Here is a 16,368-nt window from a genome sequence, read left to right on the forward strand (position 1 = left end):
TGCCTGTCACTTTAAACATAATCCGAAATGATAGCGGTGTCAACGAAATTTGACAAGTAGAATTATAAAAAATTATAAAGTGAATCCGAACAATAAATAATTTTTTAACATTTCACACTTACTATCTTTTACTCTATTGAACCGCAATTCAGTTGATTAATCAATAAAAATTTATCGAGAAAGACGTATTTTTTATCGAATGCTAGCATATTTATTTCCGAACGATGCCTTTTTTCGAGGCCTGCTCTTCGAAATGCGCATAAACCAGTGTCTTCACTCGATTTTCCAAAGTTTGGGAAAGCGTTTTCAGCAAATCTCCTGGAGAACAAACGCCGGACATTTCGTCCGACGTTATTTGTTTTACAGGAAACCTATTCGGTTATGATTTTGTAAATTAATGGTTGATCGATCAATGACTCGCTATCATAAGTATATGCGCCTTTCAACTCTTCTACCGCTTGCTTGAGCAATATCTCGTCATTGGCATGTACGGTAGCCAGTACATCGCCCTTGCGCACTTGATCGCCCCGCTTCTTGGCCAGCACGATGCCGACAGCCAGATCAATCGGCATTTCCTTGGTCAGTCTGCCCGCCCCCAACACTACCGACGCATGCCCGACTGTCTCCGCATCAATTGCAGAGATATAACCGTCCTGGCTCGCTTTCACCTCGGCTGTCAAAGACGCCTTGGGCAGTCGGTCAGGGTTGTATACATCCTCTTTGTTACCACCCTGGGCCTCGATCATCTGGGCGAGCTTTTCCACGGCTTTCCCGCTGTCCATAATCTCTTCCAGGCGCTTTCGGCCCTCTTCGACGTCTGCCACGAGCTCGCCGAGTACGAGCATATGCGCTCCGATCGCAAGCGCCAGCTCGGTCAAATCCTTCGGTCCTCTTCCAGCGAGTGTGTCAATCGCTTCTTTGACCTCTAATGCGTTGCCCACAGCAAAGCCGAGAGGTTGATTCATATCACTGATGACTGCGACCGTCCTTCTTCCTACCTGCGTGCCGATTTGGACCATGGCTGATGCAAGCGTTTCCGCCTGTTCCAGCGTCTTCATGAAAGCGCCTTTGCCGACCTTTACGTCCAGCAGGATCGCATCGGCCCCGGCCGCTATTTTTTTGGACATGATGGAGCTCGCGATCAGCGGAACCGCTTCTACCGTTGCGGTCACGTCCCGCAAGGCATATAGCTTCTTGTCTGCCGGGGTCAGATTCCCCGATTGGCCGATCACCGATACGCCGATTTCCCGTACTTGCTGCAAAAATTGTTCTCTCGTCCGTTCCACCTGGAAGCCGGCAAACGACTCCAGCTTGTCAATCGTCCCTCCGGAGTGCCCCAGGCCTCGTCCTGACATTTTGGCAACGGGAATCCCGGCCGCGGCAACGAGAGGAGCCACAACAAGCGTCGTTTTATCACCAACGCCGCCTGTACTGTGCTTGTCAACTTTGATTCCTTTCAGAGAGGACAAATCAAGCTGCTCGCCCGAACCCGCCATAGCCAGCGTCAGGTCGCCCGTTTCACGCGGAGTCATGCCGCGCAGCAGGACTGCCATCGCCCAAGCGGACATCTGATAATCCGGAATGCTTCCGTCTGTATAACCGCTAACCAGGAATTGAATTTCCTCGCTGGAAAGCTCCAGGCCATCTCTTTTTTTCGCAATGATATCGACCATGCGCATGATTATTCACCTCGTAGACAGTCTTTCCCCAAGCCCAGGGAGCAACAGGAAAGAAGGGTATGAAGCATGAACATACCCTCCTTTCCACCGCTCTTACAGCTTTGCGACAATGCCGTTAACCAGCGACAGGAACTGCGCTTTCACTTTTTCCGTCGTTTCCATGACTTCCTCGTGAGACAGCGGTTGCTCCAGAATTCCGGCAGCCATGTTGCTGATGCAGGAGATGCCGAGAACGTTCATTTTCATGTGTTTCGCCACAATCACTTCCGGTACTGTCGACATTCCGACCGCATCTCCGCCGAGAATGCGCAGCATGCGGATTTCTGCCGGAGTCTCGTAGGATGGGCCGAGCAGTCCGACATAGACCCCTTCCTGAAGCTCGATGCCTTGCTCGGCAGCTACCTCTTTTGCCAATCCGCGCAGCGCCTTCGAATACGCCTCTGACATATCCGGGAAGCGCGCTCCCAATTGCTCGTCGTTTGGTCCGATGAGCGGGTTGCGGAACGTCATATTGATATGATCGGCAATCAGCATCAGGTTTCCGGGCTGGTAGTTTTCATTAATGCCCCCTGCGGCATTCGTAACAATAATCGTTTCAACACCGAGCATTTTCATGACGCGGATCGGGAAGACGACCGCATCAAGCCCGTGTCCCTCGTAGTAATGGAAGCGGCCCTGCATCGCGACCACTTGTTTGCCCTGCAGCTTGCCGATGACAAGCTGGCCTTTGTGTCCGACGACGGTAGAAACCGTGAAGCCAGGAATCTCATGATACGGAATGATCACCGGATTTTCGATCTCGTCTGCCAGTACGCCCAGACCAGACCCGAGAACAAGCCCAATGGTAGGCTTCTCGCTCAGCTTTGGTTCGATGTAGCGGATTGCGTCTTGATATGTTGTCATCTGTCAAACTCCTCTCATACTATCGAAATGATTGCGTATTGCATGCCCGCATTTACAGTTTGGAAAGAAAGCTTTCCCCAATGGCTGGCGGCTGGACGCCAAAATTGTCCGCGATGGTTGCGCCGATGTCGGCAAATGTGCTGCGAATGCCCAAATGGCTGCCTGTGGCTATCCCTTTGTGGTAAACGAGCAGCGGAACGTATTCGCGCGTATGGTCGGTTCCGTGATGAACCGGATCATTTCCGTGATCGGCAGTGATGATCAGCAGATCTTCCTCACTCAGGGAAGAGATAAGCTCAGGGATGCGTGCGTCAAATTCCATCAGCGCCTTGCCATACCCTTCCGGATCGCGGCGATGTCCGAATTTCGCATCGAAGTCGACCAGGTTTACGAAGCTGAGGCCGGTAAACGACTCTTTCATCGTACCCAGCAATTGATCGACCCCATCCATATTGTCCTTGGTCCGAATCGCTTTCGTAACCCCTTCATCTGCGTAAATATCACTGATTTTACCGATCGCAATAGAAGCCAGTCCCGCATCCTGGAGCCGGTTCATCACTGTCGGCGCGAACGGCTTAACGGAGTAATCATGCCGATTGGCTGTACGGACAAAGGAGCCGGGCTGGCCTACGAACGGGCGGGCGATGACGCGGGTGACGGCAAACTCGTCACGCAAAGTCAGCTCCCGGGCAACCTGACAGATGCGATACAATTCTTCCAGCGGGACCACTTCCTCGTGGGCTGCCACCTGGAACACACTGTCCGCAGAAGTGTAGACAATGACGTTGCCAGTCCGCATATGCTCTTCGCCCAGCTCATCGAGAATGTCTGTGCCGGAAGCGACCTTGTTGCCCAGCACCTTGCGTCCGATCCTCTCTTCGAACTCGTGGATCAGCTCGGTCGGAAAACCATCCGGGTATGTGCGGAACGGTGTGGATACGTGCAGACCCATAATTTCCCAATGCCCTGTCGTTGTGTCCTTTCCGATAGAAACTTCATTCATTTTCCCATAATGGGCTTTTGGCTGCTGCGCAGCAGGGACATTGGCCAAAGGAGCGATATTCCCCAGGCCCAGTGCTTGCAAATGCGGAAGAGCAAAGCCTTCTACTCGTTCGGCAATATGGCCGAGCGTATGGGCACCCTCGTCTTGAAAACGGGGGGCGTCAGGCAATTCGCCGATCCCGACGCTGTCCATCACAATCAAGAAAACACGAGAAAAACGTGGCAAAAAAACCGCCTCCTACAAGTAAGTATGAAGAATGCACCCAGGTGTAAGGATAGTCGTCAGACGTCTGACGAGGAAAAAAAGAGAGACTATGCTCTCGGGTGGGTTTTTGCGTAAATATCCTTAATCCGGGTTCTGGTCACGTGCGTGTAAATCTGGGTCGTAGAAATGTCTGCATGGCCGAGCATTTCCTGCACGGAACGGAGATCTGCACCGTTCTCGAGCAGATGCGTGGCAAAGGAATGGCGCAGGGTATGCGGAGTAATTTCTGCTCTGACATTTGCTTTTTGCGCATATCGCTTAATAATTTTCCAAAAGCCCTGCCTGGTAATCTGCTTGCCCACATGGTTCAGGAACAGCGCAGTCTCCCCCTGCTCTTTTACAAGCCGGGGCCGCCCTGCCTGCAAATAATGCCGTACCATTTGAATGGCGACCGAACCGAGCGGGATGATGCGTTCCTTTGACCCTTTGCCCATGCATTTGACAAACCCCATCTCCAGATTCACATCCAAGACGCTGAGATTCACCAATTCCGACACGCGGATGCCTGTCGCGTACAGAAGCTCCAGCATCGCTTTGTCGCGTAGACCTGCGGGATGATTCATGGGCGGGCTGTCGAGCAGACGCTCCACCTCTTCCACCGATAATACCTTGGGCAGCCTTTTTTCAATTTTAGGCGTTTCCAAATGGATCGACGGGTCTTTGTCGATAAACTTGTCGCGTACGAGAAATTGATAAAAGGCCCGTATCGAAGCCATATTACGGGAAAGTGTCGCCGTAGCCCTGCCTTTTTCCTGCAAACTCATCAAATACCCGATGATCTGTGTCCGGGTAGAGTCTTCTATCCGGGTGATTCCCTGCTCCCGCAGATAGTTGGTATAGGCAACCATATCCCGTTGATATGATTCCAGTGTATTTGGTGAAAGCCCCTTTTCGACGGAAAGAAAATGGATAAAATGATCAATCAGCATGTCCATGAAGTTGTCCCCTTCAGGTGAAAAGTATCTCGTATTGCTTTCCACACGAAAAGGAAAAGTCCTCTTTTTTGGAGGAAAAATGCCCCTCTATTCCCCTGTCAGATAGAACAGCTGCAGCCTCGCCATATATCCGTCCAAATCCTTTGGAGCAGATGTATTGACGAGCTTCACGACTTTTACCGCATTGCCGTTTGGCTCCCGGTATTGGTTCCCGGACCACAGTTTATCGGTAAGCAGAGAGATAATCCCGTACGAAATCAATGTGCAGGTGACAAACAGGAGAAAAAAGCGCAAGATCTCCATGAATCGTCGAACCGGTATTCGCATGTGCCGACTTCCTCCCTGTTATCGTTCCTTCCATATATATGCGCCATTGAAAAATCCATTCAGCCCGCTTATGTGGGAAGGTCTTGGAGGACGTCGTCAAGCGGTACAAAGGGAACGTTCAAGGATCTGGCTACTGCTTCATACACGACGTGGCCGTTGAGCACATTGACCCCGCGAGCGAGCGCCCGGCTTTGGGCGATAGCAGTGCGGTACCCTTTGTTGGCAATCATCAGCCCGTAGGGAATGGTGACATTGGTCAAGGCGATGGTTGAGGTGCGGGGAACCGCTCCAGGCATGTTGGCAACCGCATAATGGACGACTCCATGCTTTACGTAGGTCGGATCGCTGTGGGTCGTAATCCGGTCGATTGTCTCGATCGATCCCCCCTGGTCAATCGCCACATCCACGATGACGGAACCGGGAGCCATCGATTTTACCATTTCCTCCGTGACCAGTTTGGGAGCCCTTGCTCCCGGAATCAGGACCGCACCGATCAAAAGGTCCGCTGATTGTACAGCCTCGGCAATATTGTAGTGATTGGACATGAGCGTATGCAGACGCCCCCGGAACAGGTCATCCAGCTCACGCAGCCTGCCTGCATGAATATCAAGCAGCGTTACCCTTGCCCCCATTCCGACAGCCATTCTGGCCGCATTCGTCCCGACAATGCCGCCACCGACAATGACTACGTGCGCCGGCGGAACACCTGGCACCCCTCCCAAAAGGATGCCCTTTCCGCCGTGAGGCTTCTCCAAAAATTGGGCGCCGATCTGTACAGACATCCGTCCTGCCACCTCGCTCATCGGCATGAGCAGCGGCAGCGACCCGTCATCGGTCTGGATCGTTTCATAAGCGATCGCCACCACTTTTTTGGCGCACAGCTCTGCTGTCAGCTCTCTTTCCGGTGCGAGATGCAAATATGTAAACAGGATCAGATTTTCCCGAAAATATGCGTATTCCTCCGGCAACGGTTCCTTTACCTTGCAGATCATCTCTGCATGCTGCCAAACTTCCCTGGCGCTGCTGAAGATTTCCGCACCGGCCGCGAGATAGTCCTCATCAAAAAAGCCAGAGCCCGCTCCAGCCAGTGTCTCCACGAGTACCCGATGTCCCGCCTGCCTGTAGGCGCTTACGCCTGCCGGGGTCAATCCTACCCTGTTTTCGTTGTTCTTCAGCTCTTTTGGGACTCCAATAATCACGCTTTTGCCGCCTCCTTCACTTGGCATTCACTTTCCTTATGATGCCTCCCGAAGTGAATCTCTAACAGCCAAAAGCGTCAAAACAAGAAAAACTTCTCCTTTTGAAAGAGAAGTTTTTTACTTGAAGTCCTCCACGTTGACCTTGTCGATACAGCGGCTGCAAATGCCGTAGAATGACAGGCGGTGATCGGTAATATAAAAGTTGTAAACATTCTTTACCTTTTCTTCTGCGGATACAAGGAGGTCCTCAAAAATTTCATCTACCGAGCCACAGTTGTTGCAGATCAAGTGATGATGGTGATACTCAGAATTATCGTCACGCAGGTCGTACCTGGCGACTCCGTCTCCAAAGTTCATCTTGTGGATGATCTTCAACTCACTCAGCAATTCCAGCGTACGATAGACCGTAGCCAAGCCTATTTCAGGGGCTTTTTCTTTCACGAGCAGATAGACGTCTTCCGCACTCAGATGATCTTCCTCGTTCTCCAGCAACACGCGAACAGTGGCTTCACGTTGTGGCGTCAGTTTATAGTTTTGGGAATGAAGTTGCTGCTTGATCTTCTCTAACTTTTCTTCCAACATGCTTGCCCCTCCCCGCTCACATGAAACCTGCTCCTATTATAGTAGAGGGGCATCCTAGAAGTCAAATACATAAGTTCTTACTTGAGAATAATTATTGATTGAGCACGATCTGCATCAGCTTCGGCGAGACAAAGGTTTCAAACATCGCCGCAATCGTCAGAACCGCCAGCATCGCAAGCACGAGCAAGGAATACCCCATGAAATGAGGCATGATCACATCTCGTTTGGATAACAACCTCGTTCTGATCAACCTGAGTGAAAAAGAAATCCCGCTTACTCCCACGATCATCAAGGCCGGAACAACCAACAGATTTTGCGGCAATACGCCCATCAGCGCAAAGGTGACTCCTTGCCATTGCAGCTGGTTGACGAGAAAACCGACCGTAAAGCCGATGACTACGCCTTTTAAAAACAGAAGGAGCAAAATCATCGGCAGGCCGATTATGGACAACCCCAGCACCCACATGATCCCGACTGTTTTTGCATAGTAGCCGAACGACTGCTGAAAATGCATGTTCGGTTCGGGAATGCCCTTTTCCCCGATACTGCTGAAAAAAAACTGGAGAAATCCGAACAGCTCTTGCCTTTGCGCGAGCGGCAGTGAATTGACGATAACCGCGCCAAAAATAATTCCCATCGTAAACAGAACGATCGTAAACCAGTAGAGTGATTGGTGCTCTTTCGCATATACGTGGATTGTTTGTCCAATTCGCGACCGCACAGCAGCTCGCCTCCCGCTTCGCTGATTCTTATACAGCTTATGCGGACGGGCTGTCGCCTATGACTTGTCCTCGCGCAAAGGGAGGATCTTGCCATACGTGCCGGCCCCACCTGCTTTTACCACCAGCCGCCCCTCTCTGGCCAAAACGATCAGCTCTGCAATACGGTCTCCTGTAATGCTCGCGAGCTCCTCCTGCCTTGTCCGATGCAAGATGGACATTTCCGTTCCAAAGCGCTCATAGAGTTTTTCCCGCAGCTTCGGACCTACTCCAGGGATAAACTCCAGCGGGACCTGCTCTATATACGGCGGCCGAAACGGAGGATGCACTCCTGCAGGCGCATCTGCCAGTTGGGCGATCCGGTCGTATACACCTCGAACCACACGCTTGAATCCGCATTGCGGACAGCGTCCCTGCTCGTTCGCCGGCTGTGTCGATTGGCACGATTGACAGGCAGTCTGATGGTACTTCCCGAGCTGGGGATGAAGGCCATAGTTTACGCTGACCCCGCGCCCTTCTTCCCTGCGCAGCGCCTTCACCCATTCCAGGAACGAGCGTTCACCCAGTGCAATGGATTGGTACTCCCTGCCGATTTTCGCCAAGGAATGTGCATCGGAATTGGTCAAAAACGTCTTTTCATGCAGCTCCAGCAAGCGATCCGCCATTTCCGAATTGGCGCTAAGCCCCAATTCCACCGCATAAATCAGGCTCGGATCCATCAATTCAGCCAGCGAATCCGTACAGCTTCCGTATAAGCCTTTATGCGGGGTGAAAATATGTGCGGGAACAACGACTCCGCCCCAATCGGCAATCACCTGCTGCAGCTCCCGCAATGTCGTACGAATGCGCTGCGAGCTGAGCTGCACATTTTTGCAGCGCTGGGAAAGCCATTTCGTAAACAGCCTCATCCTTGCCAGATCGGGCAGATAGCAGAGAAAATGCGCTTCTCCTCTGGCTGTCTCCTTGATCTCCACCTCACAGCCTAGGATCAGCATGGTCTGTTTGTACAGCACGCCTCCATCCTTGTGCTCTGCTGCATGTCCTTGGTCGATGAGATGCTGGAGCTCCTCCTGCACCTCCGGCGAATGGGCGTCGATAATCCCGATCATGTCCATGCCTTTTCGCTCCGACGCCTCTTCCAGGATTCTCGTCAAAGTCATTTGCCGCGAAGCCGTGATTTTGACGGGCTTTCCGGTCCATGTCCCCCCGACGTGGATATGCATGTCACAAAAAAACTCCGGCAGCGCGCTCTGCTTATTTTTTGCCATGCAACAACCGATTTTCCCACGCGAACAATGCCGCTACTGTTTTTGCATCCCGAATCTCCCCGAGTCGATGAAGCTCGTGGGCCTCTTCCAATGTAAGCTCCAAAACCTCTACAAACTCGTCTTCATCGGGTTGACTCTCTCCCTTTGTCAGTCCGGTTGCCAGGTAGAGGTGGAGAATTTCATTGGCAAACCCTGGAGAGGTGTAAAAAGAACTGAGAAGGGTATAATCTTTGGCCTGGTACCCCGTCTCCTCCTGCAATTCGCGCTTGGCACATGCAAGCGGCTCCTCGCCGGGCTCAAGCTTTCCAGCAGGAAGCTCGACGATCACTTGCTCCAGCGGCTTGCGGAACTGGCGGACCGCTACCAATTTTCCTTCATCGGTCAAAGCCATAACGGCAACGGCCCCCTGATGGGTGACAATCTCCCGCTTCGCTGTATGGCCGTTGGGCAGCAGCACTTCATCCACTTTCAACGTAATGACCTTGCCTTCATAAATCGTCTGGCTGGAAATCGTTTTCTCGTACAAATGCTGTGTATCCTTCATCGGTTCATCACCCTTTGCGTTTGGCTGGTTCTAAACAGGAATGTCTCTCCATATGCTTTGAGCAAGACACTTGTCCAATCCATATTGTATAGGAGGAGAGAGAGGATGAAAACCTATGTGGACGAAAAGCAGATTCGGATGGTAGGAAAAGCGTGGGAAATTCGCGCTACACTCCGCTCCTGGTCAAAAAAAGACCTAACCTTGCAAGAATATCTCGCCCGACGCAGCAATTCGTCGCGTCGCTAATGCTGTCTTTTATGTAGGGAATGCTCTTTGCCGCAAGCACCCCGGCCAAAGCAGCTGTCTGAAACGGTGCCGGGTCTTGCCGCCAGCCTCGGCCCATCGTGGAAAAGTGCAGGTCATACATGCGCTCCAGCTCATCCAATTCTTCCTCTGCTGGTGCGGCTGCACGCAGGACAAGATGGTCTGTCTGTTGGCAGATGCCGTCCATTTGCCTCGCGATACGGCTATCGCGTTCGTCATCCCATACGGGGACGGGTACGATGGCTGGACGAAGCGCAAACCTCTTCAGCACCGTAATCGTGTGATGGCTTACGCCCAGATGCCGCTCCCTAGGGTCGGAAAAACTGATGCGCGGTATAAAAAACGGGACGCCTCCAAGCAGGCTGACAGCATGCATTACTTCAGCCAACTGCATTCCTGAAAAGCCGAATGTAGTGGCCGTCCCTGCCACACCGGGCCCCAAGATGCATAGAATGATGTCAGCTTGTGCTACGTGACGGGCAGCTAATAAACCGTTGTGAATCGAAACGGTTTCCAAATCTCCGCCCCACGCATGTCCGGTCGTGACCGTGCTGCCAAGCAGCCCTTTCCGCTTTAAATGGTCTGCCTGTTGGCTCAAGCCGATTGGCAATGAAGCCGCATCGGGCATGACATAGACAACTCTCAGGTCTGAGTCGGTTTGATTGATTGCTGACGCCACTGCCGGCAGCAGACTGTGAAGCTCTCCGATCAATACAGGGGTCCCCTCCAATGAGACCTGTTCATTGTTGAACAGCGCGTGATAGGGGCTATGCTGCTCTTCCACGCTATCCACAGCTAATTGCCACGGAGCATACCGCATTTTCATGACGTGGCCCCACGTGCTCGGATATACATCGACCGGATTTTTCTCTGCCGATTTTCCTACTACAATGTGATACCCTCCCGTACCCAATTGGAGTCGAATGGCTGTCGTATTTATCAGGAGCTCCTCGCCTTCCTCGTAATGCTCCTGCGAGTATGAAATAGCGTGTTCGGTTTGGCTGGTTTCAGGCAAAAAAACCTCCAGAACCTGCATGCCTTGTCTTTTGAGCAGAACCTGCTTCACAACCCCCGATTCCAGGCGAAGCACTGCACATCCCCCCGCTTTCGCCAGCTTCCTTGATCAAAACACCAATTCGGCAAAGACCAGTACCTTTTTGATAAATTATGGGAATCAGGCAAAAAAAAGAACCAGGTCTCCCCATGGAAGACCCGGCACTTCGCGTTGTGCTTCTTCATTTTAATTGTATCGTTTTCGCTTTACTCAAGAACTTCTGCAATAACCGCCAACACGAGTTCGGACGCTTTGTTGAGCTCAGCAATCGGCATCCGCTCGTTCTTGGTATGGATGTCTTCGTAGCCGATCGCAAAGTTTACGCTCGGGATGTTGTAGCCGTTAAAGACGTTGCCGTCGCTGCCGCCACCGCTCGATACCAGCTCGGGATTGCGGCCGATGCGCTTCACTGCGCCAATCGCTTTTTGAACAACAGGCGTTTCTTCATTAAACTTGTAGCCGTGATACATAAAAATGACATCGTTTTCGCACTTCCCGCCCATTTCCGCAGCTGCCTCTTCAAAAGCGGTAGTCATGCTTTTTACCTGCGCCTCCAGCTTATCCATTACAAGGCTGCGCGCTTCCGACCATACCTCTACATAGTCCGTCACGATGTTGTATGCCTTGCCGCCTTCAAATCGGCCGATATTGGCCGTCGTATCGGCGTCAATGCGACCCAGGGACATGCGGGAAATGGCTTTGCTGGCAATCGTGATCGCACTGATTCCGTCTTCCGGATTTACCCCTGCGTGAGCGGCTTTTCCGTGAATTTTGGTCACGATACGATACTGTCCAGCCCCTGCTACCGTAATCGCTCCGACCGGACCTTCCGAATCGAGGATGAAGCCCATCTCGGCCTTCAGCAGGCTGGAATCCATGGCGCGTGAACCGACGAGACCGGATTCTTCACCGACAGTCAGGACAACCTGGATAGTCGGATGCGGCAGATTTTTTTCCTTCAGTGTCCGAATCGCTTCAAAAATCGCTGCGATCCCGGCTTTGTCGTCCGCACCCAAAATCGTAGTCCCGTCGGAGTAGACGTAGCCGTCACGAACTTGCGGTTTGACGCCGTTGCCTGGAACGACCGTATCCATGTGGCTGCTGAACAGAATAGCCGGACCTTTGGCATTTCCCTCCAGCGTGGCAATGAGGTTGTTTCCGCCGTGGCCCGTCTTGGCCGCTGCGTCGTCTTCCTCAACGGTGAAGCCCATTTCAATCAGCTTGTCCTTCAGCACTTTGTTGATTTGCGCTTCGTTTTTGGTTTCACTGTCGATTTGAACGAGCTCCAAAAACTCGTTTAGCAATCGCTCCTGGTTGATCACGACAATTCCTCCCGAATAAAGCCCCCGCAGGGCCAATACGGCAACCCGCGGGGCTTGTCTAATGAAAATGCCAGATGATAGCATTGTCTACCTGTTACAAGTATACAGCAAAAAAATTTTTTCTACCATGTCGTGCCAGCCTTTTTCTGCTTGTTTACAGGGGGATATTTCCGTGTTTCTTGGAAGGACGGCGCTCTTCTTTGTTTCTCAGCATTTCCAGCGACCGTTTTAAATATTTGCGGGTTTCCCGCGGATCGATCACGTCATCCACCATTCCGTTTTCTGCTGCCACATACGGATTGGCAAAGCGCTCGCGATACTCGGCAATCTTGGCCTGGCGGGTAGCCACCGGATCAGCGCTCTGTTCGATGTCGCGGGCAAAGATCACGTTGGCCGCTCCTTCCGGGCCCATGACCGCGATCTCGGCATTCGGCCAGGCATAGACGACGTCTGCACCGATGGCCTTGGAATTGAGGGCCACGTAAGCACCGCCGTACGCTTTTCGCGTAATGACACTGATTTTCGGCACTGTCGCCTCGGAGTAAGCAAACAATATTTTTGCACCATGCCTGATGATCCCGCCGTGTTCCTGGTTAATGCCGGGGAAAAAGCCGGTCACATCGACGAATGTAATCAACGGAATGTTGTAGCAGTCACATGTCCGGATAAACCGTGCCAGCTTGTCGGATGAGTCGATATCCAAACCGCCTGCCATCACCTTTGGCTGGTTGGCGATCAGCCCCACGCTTTGTCCGTCGATACGCCCAAAGCCGACCACGATATTGCGGGCGAAATCCGGCTGTACTTCTAAAAACTCTCCATGATCCACAATCTTTTCCAGCACTTTTTTTACGTCATACACCTTGGTGCCCGCTACCGGGACCAGGTCGATCAGCTCTTCCAGCCAGTCCCCCTCATCCCCGCTATATGCTTTTACCGGCGGTTCTTCCCGGTAATTTTGCGGCAGGAAGCTCAGCAGGTTGCGCACTTGCAGCAACACCTCTTCTTCTGTTGCGGCGGTAAAATGCGCGTTTCCACTGATGGCAGAGTGGACAGAAGCGCCGCCCAGATCTTCGCTGGATATTTTTTCGCCCGTTACCGTTTCAATGACTTTCGGTCCCGTAATAAACATCTGTGACGTCTTTTCCACCATAAAAACGAAATCGGTAATCGCCGGGGAATAGACTGCCCCGCCCGCGCAAGGTCCCAGAATGACGGAGATTTGCGGAATCACGCCTGAATAGATCGAGTTCCGGTAGAAGATATGCCCGTAACCGTCGAGGGAGACGACCCCCTCCTGAATCCGCGCCCCGCCTGAGTCGTTAAGACCAATGACAGGTGCGCCGTTTTTGGCCGCGAGATCCATAATGTTGGCGATTTTTTTGGCATGCATTTCCCCAAGCGCTCCACCAAAAACCGTAAAGTCCTGGGCGAACAGATAGACGAGCCGGCCGTTGATTTTGCCGTAGCCTGTCACTACCCCTTCGCCTGGAGCGTCGAGTTTGTCCATCCCGAAGTTGGTCGCCCGGTGTTTGACAAATGGCTGCAGCTCGACAAACGTGTCCGGATCGAGCAGAAGCGAGATACGCTCCCGTGCCGTCAGCTTGCCGCGATTGTGCTGGGCAGCGATGCGCTCGTCTCCGCCGCCCATCTCGACTTTCCGTTTTCGCTCGTACATCTCGTCGATTTTTTCGAACATCGCTTCACTCATCGTTGCCTTCCTCCTTACCTGCAGATGTATCCGGATACTCACACAATTCGAACAGAACTCCGCCAGCCGCCTTTGGATGGATAAAGGCGATTTGCGCGCCATGCGCTCCCGGCTTGGGCACTTCATTTATAAGCGGAATGCCGTTTGCCTGCAAATGGTGCAGACGCTCCGCCACGTTCTCGACATCAAAGGCGATATGGTGAATGCCTTCGCCGCGCTTGTCAATAAATTTGGCGATCGGACTGTCCGCACTCATCGGCTCCAACAGTTCGATCCGGCTTTCTCCGACCCCGAGGAAAGCGACACGAACCTGCTCGCTCTCCACCGCTTCTGTCCCGAGCAGGTTAAGCCCAAGCTGCTCGGTGTAAAATGGCAGAGCCTTATCGAGATTTTTCACAGCTATGCCGATATGGGCAATCTTTTTCGGGGCTTTTTGAAAGGTCAACTGCTTTCTTTTCACATGGGCACGGATAAAGTCAGCGGTCACACTGGTAGGCGTGCCTGGCGTGAAAACTTCCGCTACTCCGTGTTCTTTCAAGTAGGGGATATCTTCCTGTGGAATTACGCCTCCCCCAACGACCAAGATGTCATCCGCTCCCTGTTCCCTGAGCAGACGGACAACCTCTGGAAAGAGCTCATTGTGAGCCCCTGAAAGACAGGAGAGTCCCACGCAATCGACATCCTCCTGTATCGCAGCTGCGGCGATCTGGGCCGGTGTCTGACGGAGCCCCGTGTACACTACTTCCATCCCTTCGTCGCGAAGGGCCTGCGCCACTACCAATGCACCCCGATCGTGTCCGTCGAGCCCTGGTTTGGCAACCAGTACGCGAATCCTCTGTTCCATCAATAGCTCCCCCTTGTCACTAGAACCTTCCTGTTTGCTGACTAAACCGCCCGGTACTCGCCAAATACGCTTCGCAATACGCCGCAGACCTCTCCAATCGTGGCATAATGGCGGACGCATTCGATAATGTACGGCATCAGGTTGTCTTTGCCCTGTGCTGCTTCGCGCAACTGATTGAGCGTTTGTTCAACTGATTGCTGATTCCTTTTTGCCCGCAGTGCATCTAGCCGCTCTTTTTGTTTCCTGCCAAGCTCAGGGTCTACGCGAAGCAGCTCCGGCTGTGGCTCGTTTTCAAGCTGAAAGCAGTTCATTCCCACTACCTTTTCCTCGCCGGATTCTATTTTTCGCTGCGTTTCATAGGCTTGCTTGTGAATCTCCCGCTGCATATAGCCCGCTTCCACAGCAGCTACAGCGCCTCCCATTTGCTCGATTTTCTCCAAGTAGGAAAGAGCTTTGGCCTCTATCTGGTCTGTCAAATACTCCACAAAGTAGGAACCCGCCATAGGGTCGACTGTATCCGTTACTCCGCTTTCAAACGCGATGATCTGTTGTGTCCGAAGCGCGATACGGGCAGATTCTTCCGTCGGCAAGGCGAGCGCCTCGTCGCGGGAATTCGTATGCAGGCTTTGCGTGCCGCCAAGGACTGCTGCCAGTGCCTGCAGGGTGACGCGAACGATGTTATTGTCAGGCTGCTGCGCCGTCAGCGTGGAACCGCCCGTTTGGGTATGAACGCGAAATTGCCACGACTTCGGATTTTTTGCTCCGTATCTCTCTTTCATCAAGCGAGCCCACATTCTCCGGGCTGCACGGAATTTGGCAATCTCTTCGAAAAAGTGATTGTGTCCGTTGAAGAAAAACGATAGCTGTGGAGCAAAACGGTCAATGTCGAGACCGGCCTGGAGCGCAGCTTCCACGTATGCGATGCCGTCCGCGATCGTAAACGCGACTTCCTGAACGGCAGTCGACCCGGCTTCCCGAATGTGATAGCCGCTGATGGAAATGGTGTTCCATTTGGGCACGTTCTCTGCACAGTAGGCAAAGATGTCCGTAATCAAACGCATGGACGGCTGCGGCGGAAAAATATATGTGCCCCGGGCAATGTATTCCTTCAATATGTCATTTTGAATCGTACCTGACAGCTTCTCTGCCGGTACGCCCTGTTTTTCTCCTACTACGATATACATGGCAAGCAAAACAGATGCTGGTGCATTGATCGTCATCGAGGTGCTTACCTTGTCGAGCGGTATGCCGTTCAGCAGCACTTCCATGTCCTCCAGCGAATCGATGGCTACACCGACCTTCCCGACTTCGCCTGTTGCCATCGGGTCATCCGAGTCGTAGCCGATCTGTGTCGGCAGGTCAAAGGCAACGCTCAGCCCGGTCTGCCCCTGTTCAAGAAGATAGCGGAACCGCTTATTCGTTTCCTCGGCAGAACCAAAGCCGGCGTATTGCCGCATCGTCCACAGTCTTCCTCGATACATATTGGGTTGAACGCCCCGCGTATACGGATACTCTCCCGGGAATCCGACATTTTCCATATAAGCATCATCGATCTGATCCGGCACATACAGCGGATCGATCTCGATCGCGGACGAGGTGGCAAACTGCTGTTTTCTTTCGGGCGACTTGGCCAGCCGTTCATTCAGCTCTTGTTGCCACTTTCGGTACAGTTCGGTACAATCTTTAGTAGTCACCTGCAAACACCTCGTTTTCCATGTAATGACCGATCGTCTAAACGAAGGAAGGAACT

Annotated in this window: 16 protein-coding genes; 1 reads left to right on the forward strand and 15 read right to left on the reverse strand. The window is 52.6% G+C overall.

What is annotated here, in order from left to right:
* Window positions 1–371: 371 nt before the first annotated feature.
* The 10 genes from V5G20_RS16275 to V5G20_RS16320 form a co-directional block, all read right to left on the reverse strand.
* Window positions 372–1,679, reverse strand: coding sequence for a pyrimidine-nucleoside phosphorylase (locus V5G20_RS16275; RefSeq protein WP_003387198.1), 1,308 nt, complete (start codon window positions 1,677–1,679; stop codon window positions 372–374).
* A 93-nt stretch (window positions 1,680–1,772) separates the two neighbouring features.
* On the reverse strand, window positions 1,773–2,582 hold the full coding sequence (locus tag V5G20_RS16280) for a purine-nucleoside phosphorylase (protein WP_003387199.1): 810 nt from the start codon (window positions 2,580–2,582) through the stop codon (window positions 1,773–1,775).
* 52 nt (window positions 2,583–2,634) lie between these two features.
* Window positions 2,635–3,810: a phosphopentomutase gene (gene deoB / locus V5G20_RS16285; RefSeq protein WP_338461321.1), complete on the reverse strand. Its 1,176-nt coding sequence runs from the start codon at window positions 3,808–3,810 to the stop codon at window positions 2,635–2,637.
* 86 nt (window positions 3,811–3,896) lie between these two features.
* A complete protein-coding gene (xerD, locus tag V5G20_RS16290) occupies window positions 3,897–4,784 on the reverse strand; it encodes a site-specific tyrosine recombinase XerD (RefSeq protein ID WP_003387201.1) in 888 nt (295 codons plus the stop codon).
* An 87-nt stretch (window positions 4,785–4,871) separates the two neighbouring features.
* Window positions 4,872–5,111, reverse strand: a complete 240-nt coding sequence (locus V5G20_RS16295) for a DUF4227 family protein (RefSeq protein ID WP_003387205.1) — start codon at window positions 5,109–5,111, stop codon at window positions 4,872–4,874.
* Window positions 5,112–5,179: 68 nt separating this feature from the next.
* On the reverse strand, window positions 5,180–6,310 hold the full coding sequence (gene ald / locus V5G20_RS16300) for an alanine dehydrogenase (RefSeq protein WP_039070856.1): 1,131 nt from the start codon (window positions 6,308–6,310) through the stop codon (window positions 5,180–5,182).
* A 117-nt stretch (window positions 6,311–6,427) separates the two neighbouring features.
* Entirely contained in the window at window positions 6,428–6,892 is a 465-nt protein-coding gene (locus V5G20_RS16305) for a Fur family transcriptional regulator (RefSeq protein WP_003387207.1), read from the reverse strand.
* Between the two features lie 91 nt (window positions 6,893–6,983).
* Window positions 6,984–7,613, reverse strand: a complete 630-nt coding sequence (spoIIM, locus tag V5G20_RS16310; RefSeq protein ID WP_003387209.1) for a stage II sporulation protein M — start codon at window positions 7,611–7,613, stop codon at window positions 6,984–6,986.
* Between the two features lie 57 nt (window positions 7,614–7,670).
* On the reverse strand, window positions 7,671–8,879 hold the full coding sequence (locus V5G20_RS16315; RefSeq protein WP_338461325.1) for an endonuclease Q family protein: 1,209 nt from the start codon (window positions 8,877–8,879) through the stop codon (window positions 7,671–7,673).
* Complete coding sequence (locus tag V5G20_RS16320) at window positions 8,866–9,423, reverse strand: NUDIX domain-containing protein (RefSeq protein WP_003387212.1); 558 nt, start codon at window positions 9,421–9,423, stop codon at window positions 8,866–8,868. The genes V5G20_RS16315 and V5G20_RS16320 overlap by 14 nt, the downstream gene beginning before the upstream one ends.
* Between V5G20_RS16320 and mciZ the strand changes: the two genes are divergently transcribed.
* On the forward strand, window positions 9,406–9,669 hold the full coding sequence (gene mciZ / locus V5G20_RS27135; RefSeq protein ID WP_081787855.1) for a Z-ring formation inhibitor MciZ: 264 nt from the start codon (window positions 9,406–9,408) through the stop codon (window positions 9,667–9,669). The two genes, V5G20_RS16320 and mciZ, sit on opposite strands and share 18 nt — an antisense overlap.
* Here mciZ and V5G20_RS16325 read toward each other — a convergent pair.
* From V5G20_RS16325 to V5G20_RS16345, 5 genes are all read right to left on the reverse strand, one after another.
* Window positions 9,590–10,777: a DUF3866 family protein gene (locus V5G20_RS16325; RefSeq protein ID WP_338461327.1), complete on the reverse strand. Its 1,188-nt coding sequence runs from the start codon at window positions 10,775–10,777 to the stop codon at window positions 9,590–9,592. The two genes, mciZ and V5G20_RS16325, sit on opposite strands and share 80 nt — an antisense overlap.
* A gap of 170 nt (window positions 10,778–10,947) precedes the next feature.
* Complete coding sequence (locus V5G20_RS16330; protein WP_085974950.1) at window positions 10,948–12,069, reverse strand: M20/M25/M40 family metallo-hydrolase; 1,122 nt, start codon at window positions 12,067–12,069, stop codon at window positions 10,948–10,950.
* Between the two features lie 148 nt (window positions 12,070–12,217).
* Window positions 12,218–13,774, reverse strand: a complete 1,557-nt coding sequence (locus V5G20_RS16335) for an acyl-CoA carboxylase subunit beta (protein ID WP_024984920.1) — start codon at window positions 13,772–13,774, stop codon at window positions 12,218–12,220.
* Window positions 13,767–14,618, reverse strand: a complete 852-nt coding sequence (mce, locus tag V5G20_RS16340; RefSeq protein WP_003387216.1) for a methylmalonyl-CoA epimerase — start codon at window positions 14,616–14,618, stop codon at window positions 13,767–13,769. Before mce ends, V5G20_RS16335 begins: the two co-directional genes overlap by 8 nt.
* Before the next feature lie 41 nt (window positions 14,619–14,659).
* Complete coding sequence (locus V5G20_RS16345; RefSeq protein WP_024984919.1) at window positions 14,660–16,312, reverse strand: acyl-CoA mutase large subunit family protein; 1,653 nt, start codon at window positions 16,310–16,312, stop codon at window positions 14,660–14,662.
* Between the last annotated feature and the right edge of the window lie 56 nt (window positions 16,313–16,368).

Source organism: Brevibacillus borstelensis (assembly GCF_036700025.1).
Classification (GTDB): domain Bacteria; phylum Bacillota; class Bacilli; order Brevibacillales; family Brevibacillaceae; genus Brevibacillus; species Brevibacillus borstelensis.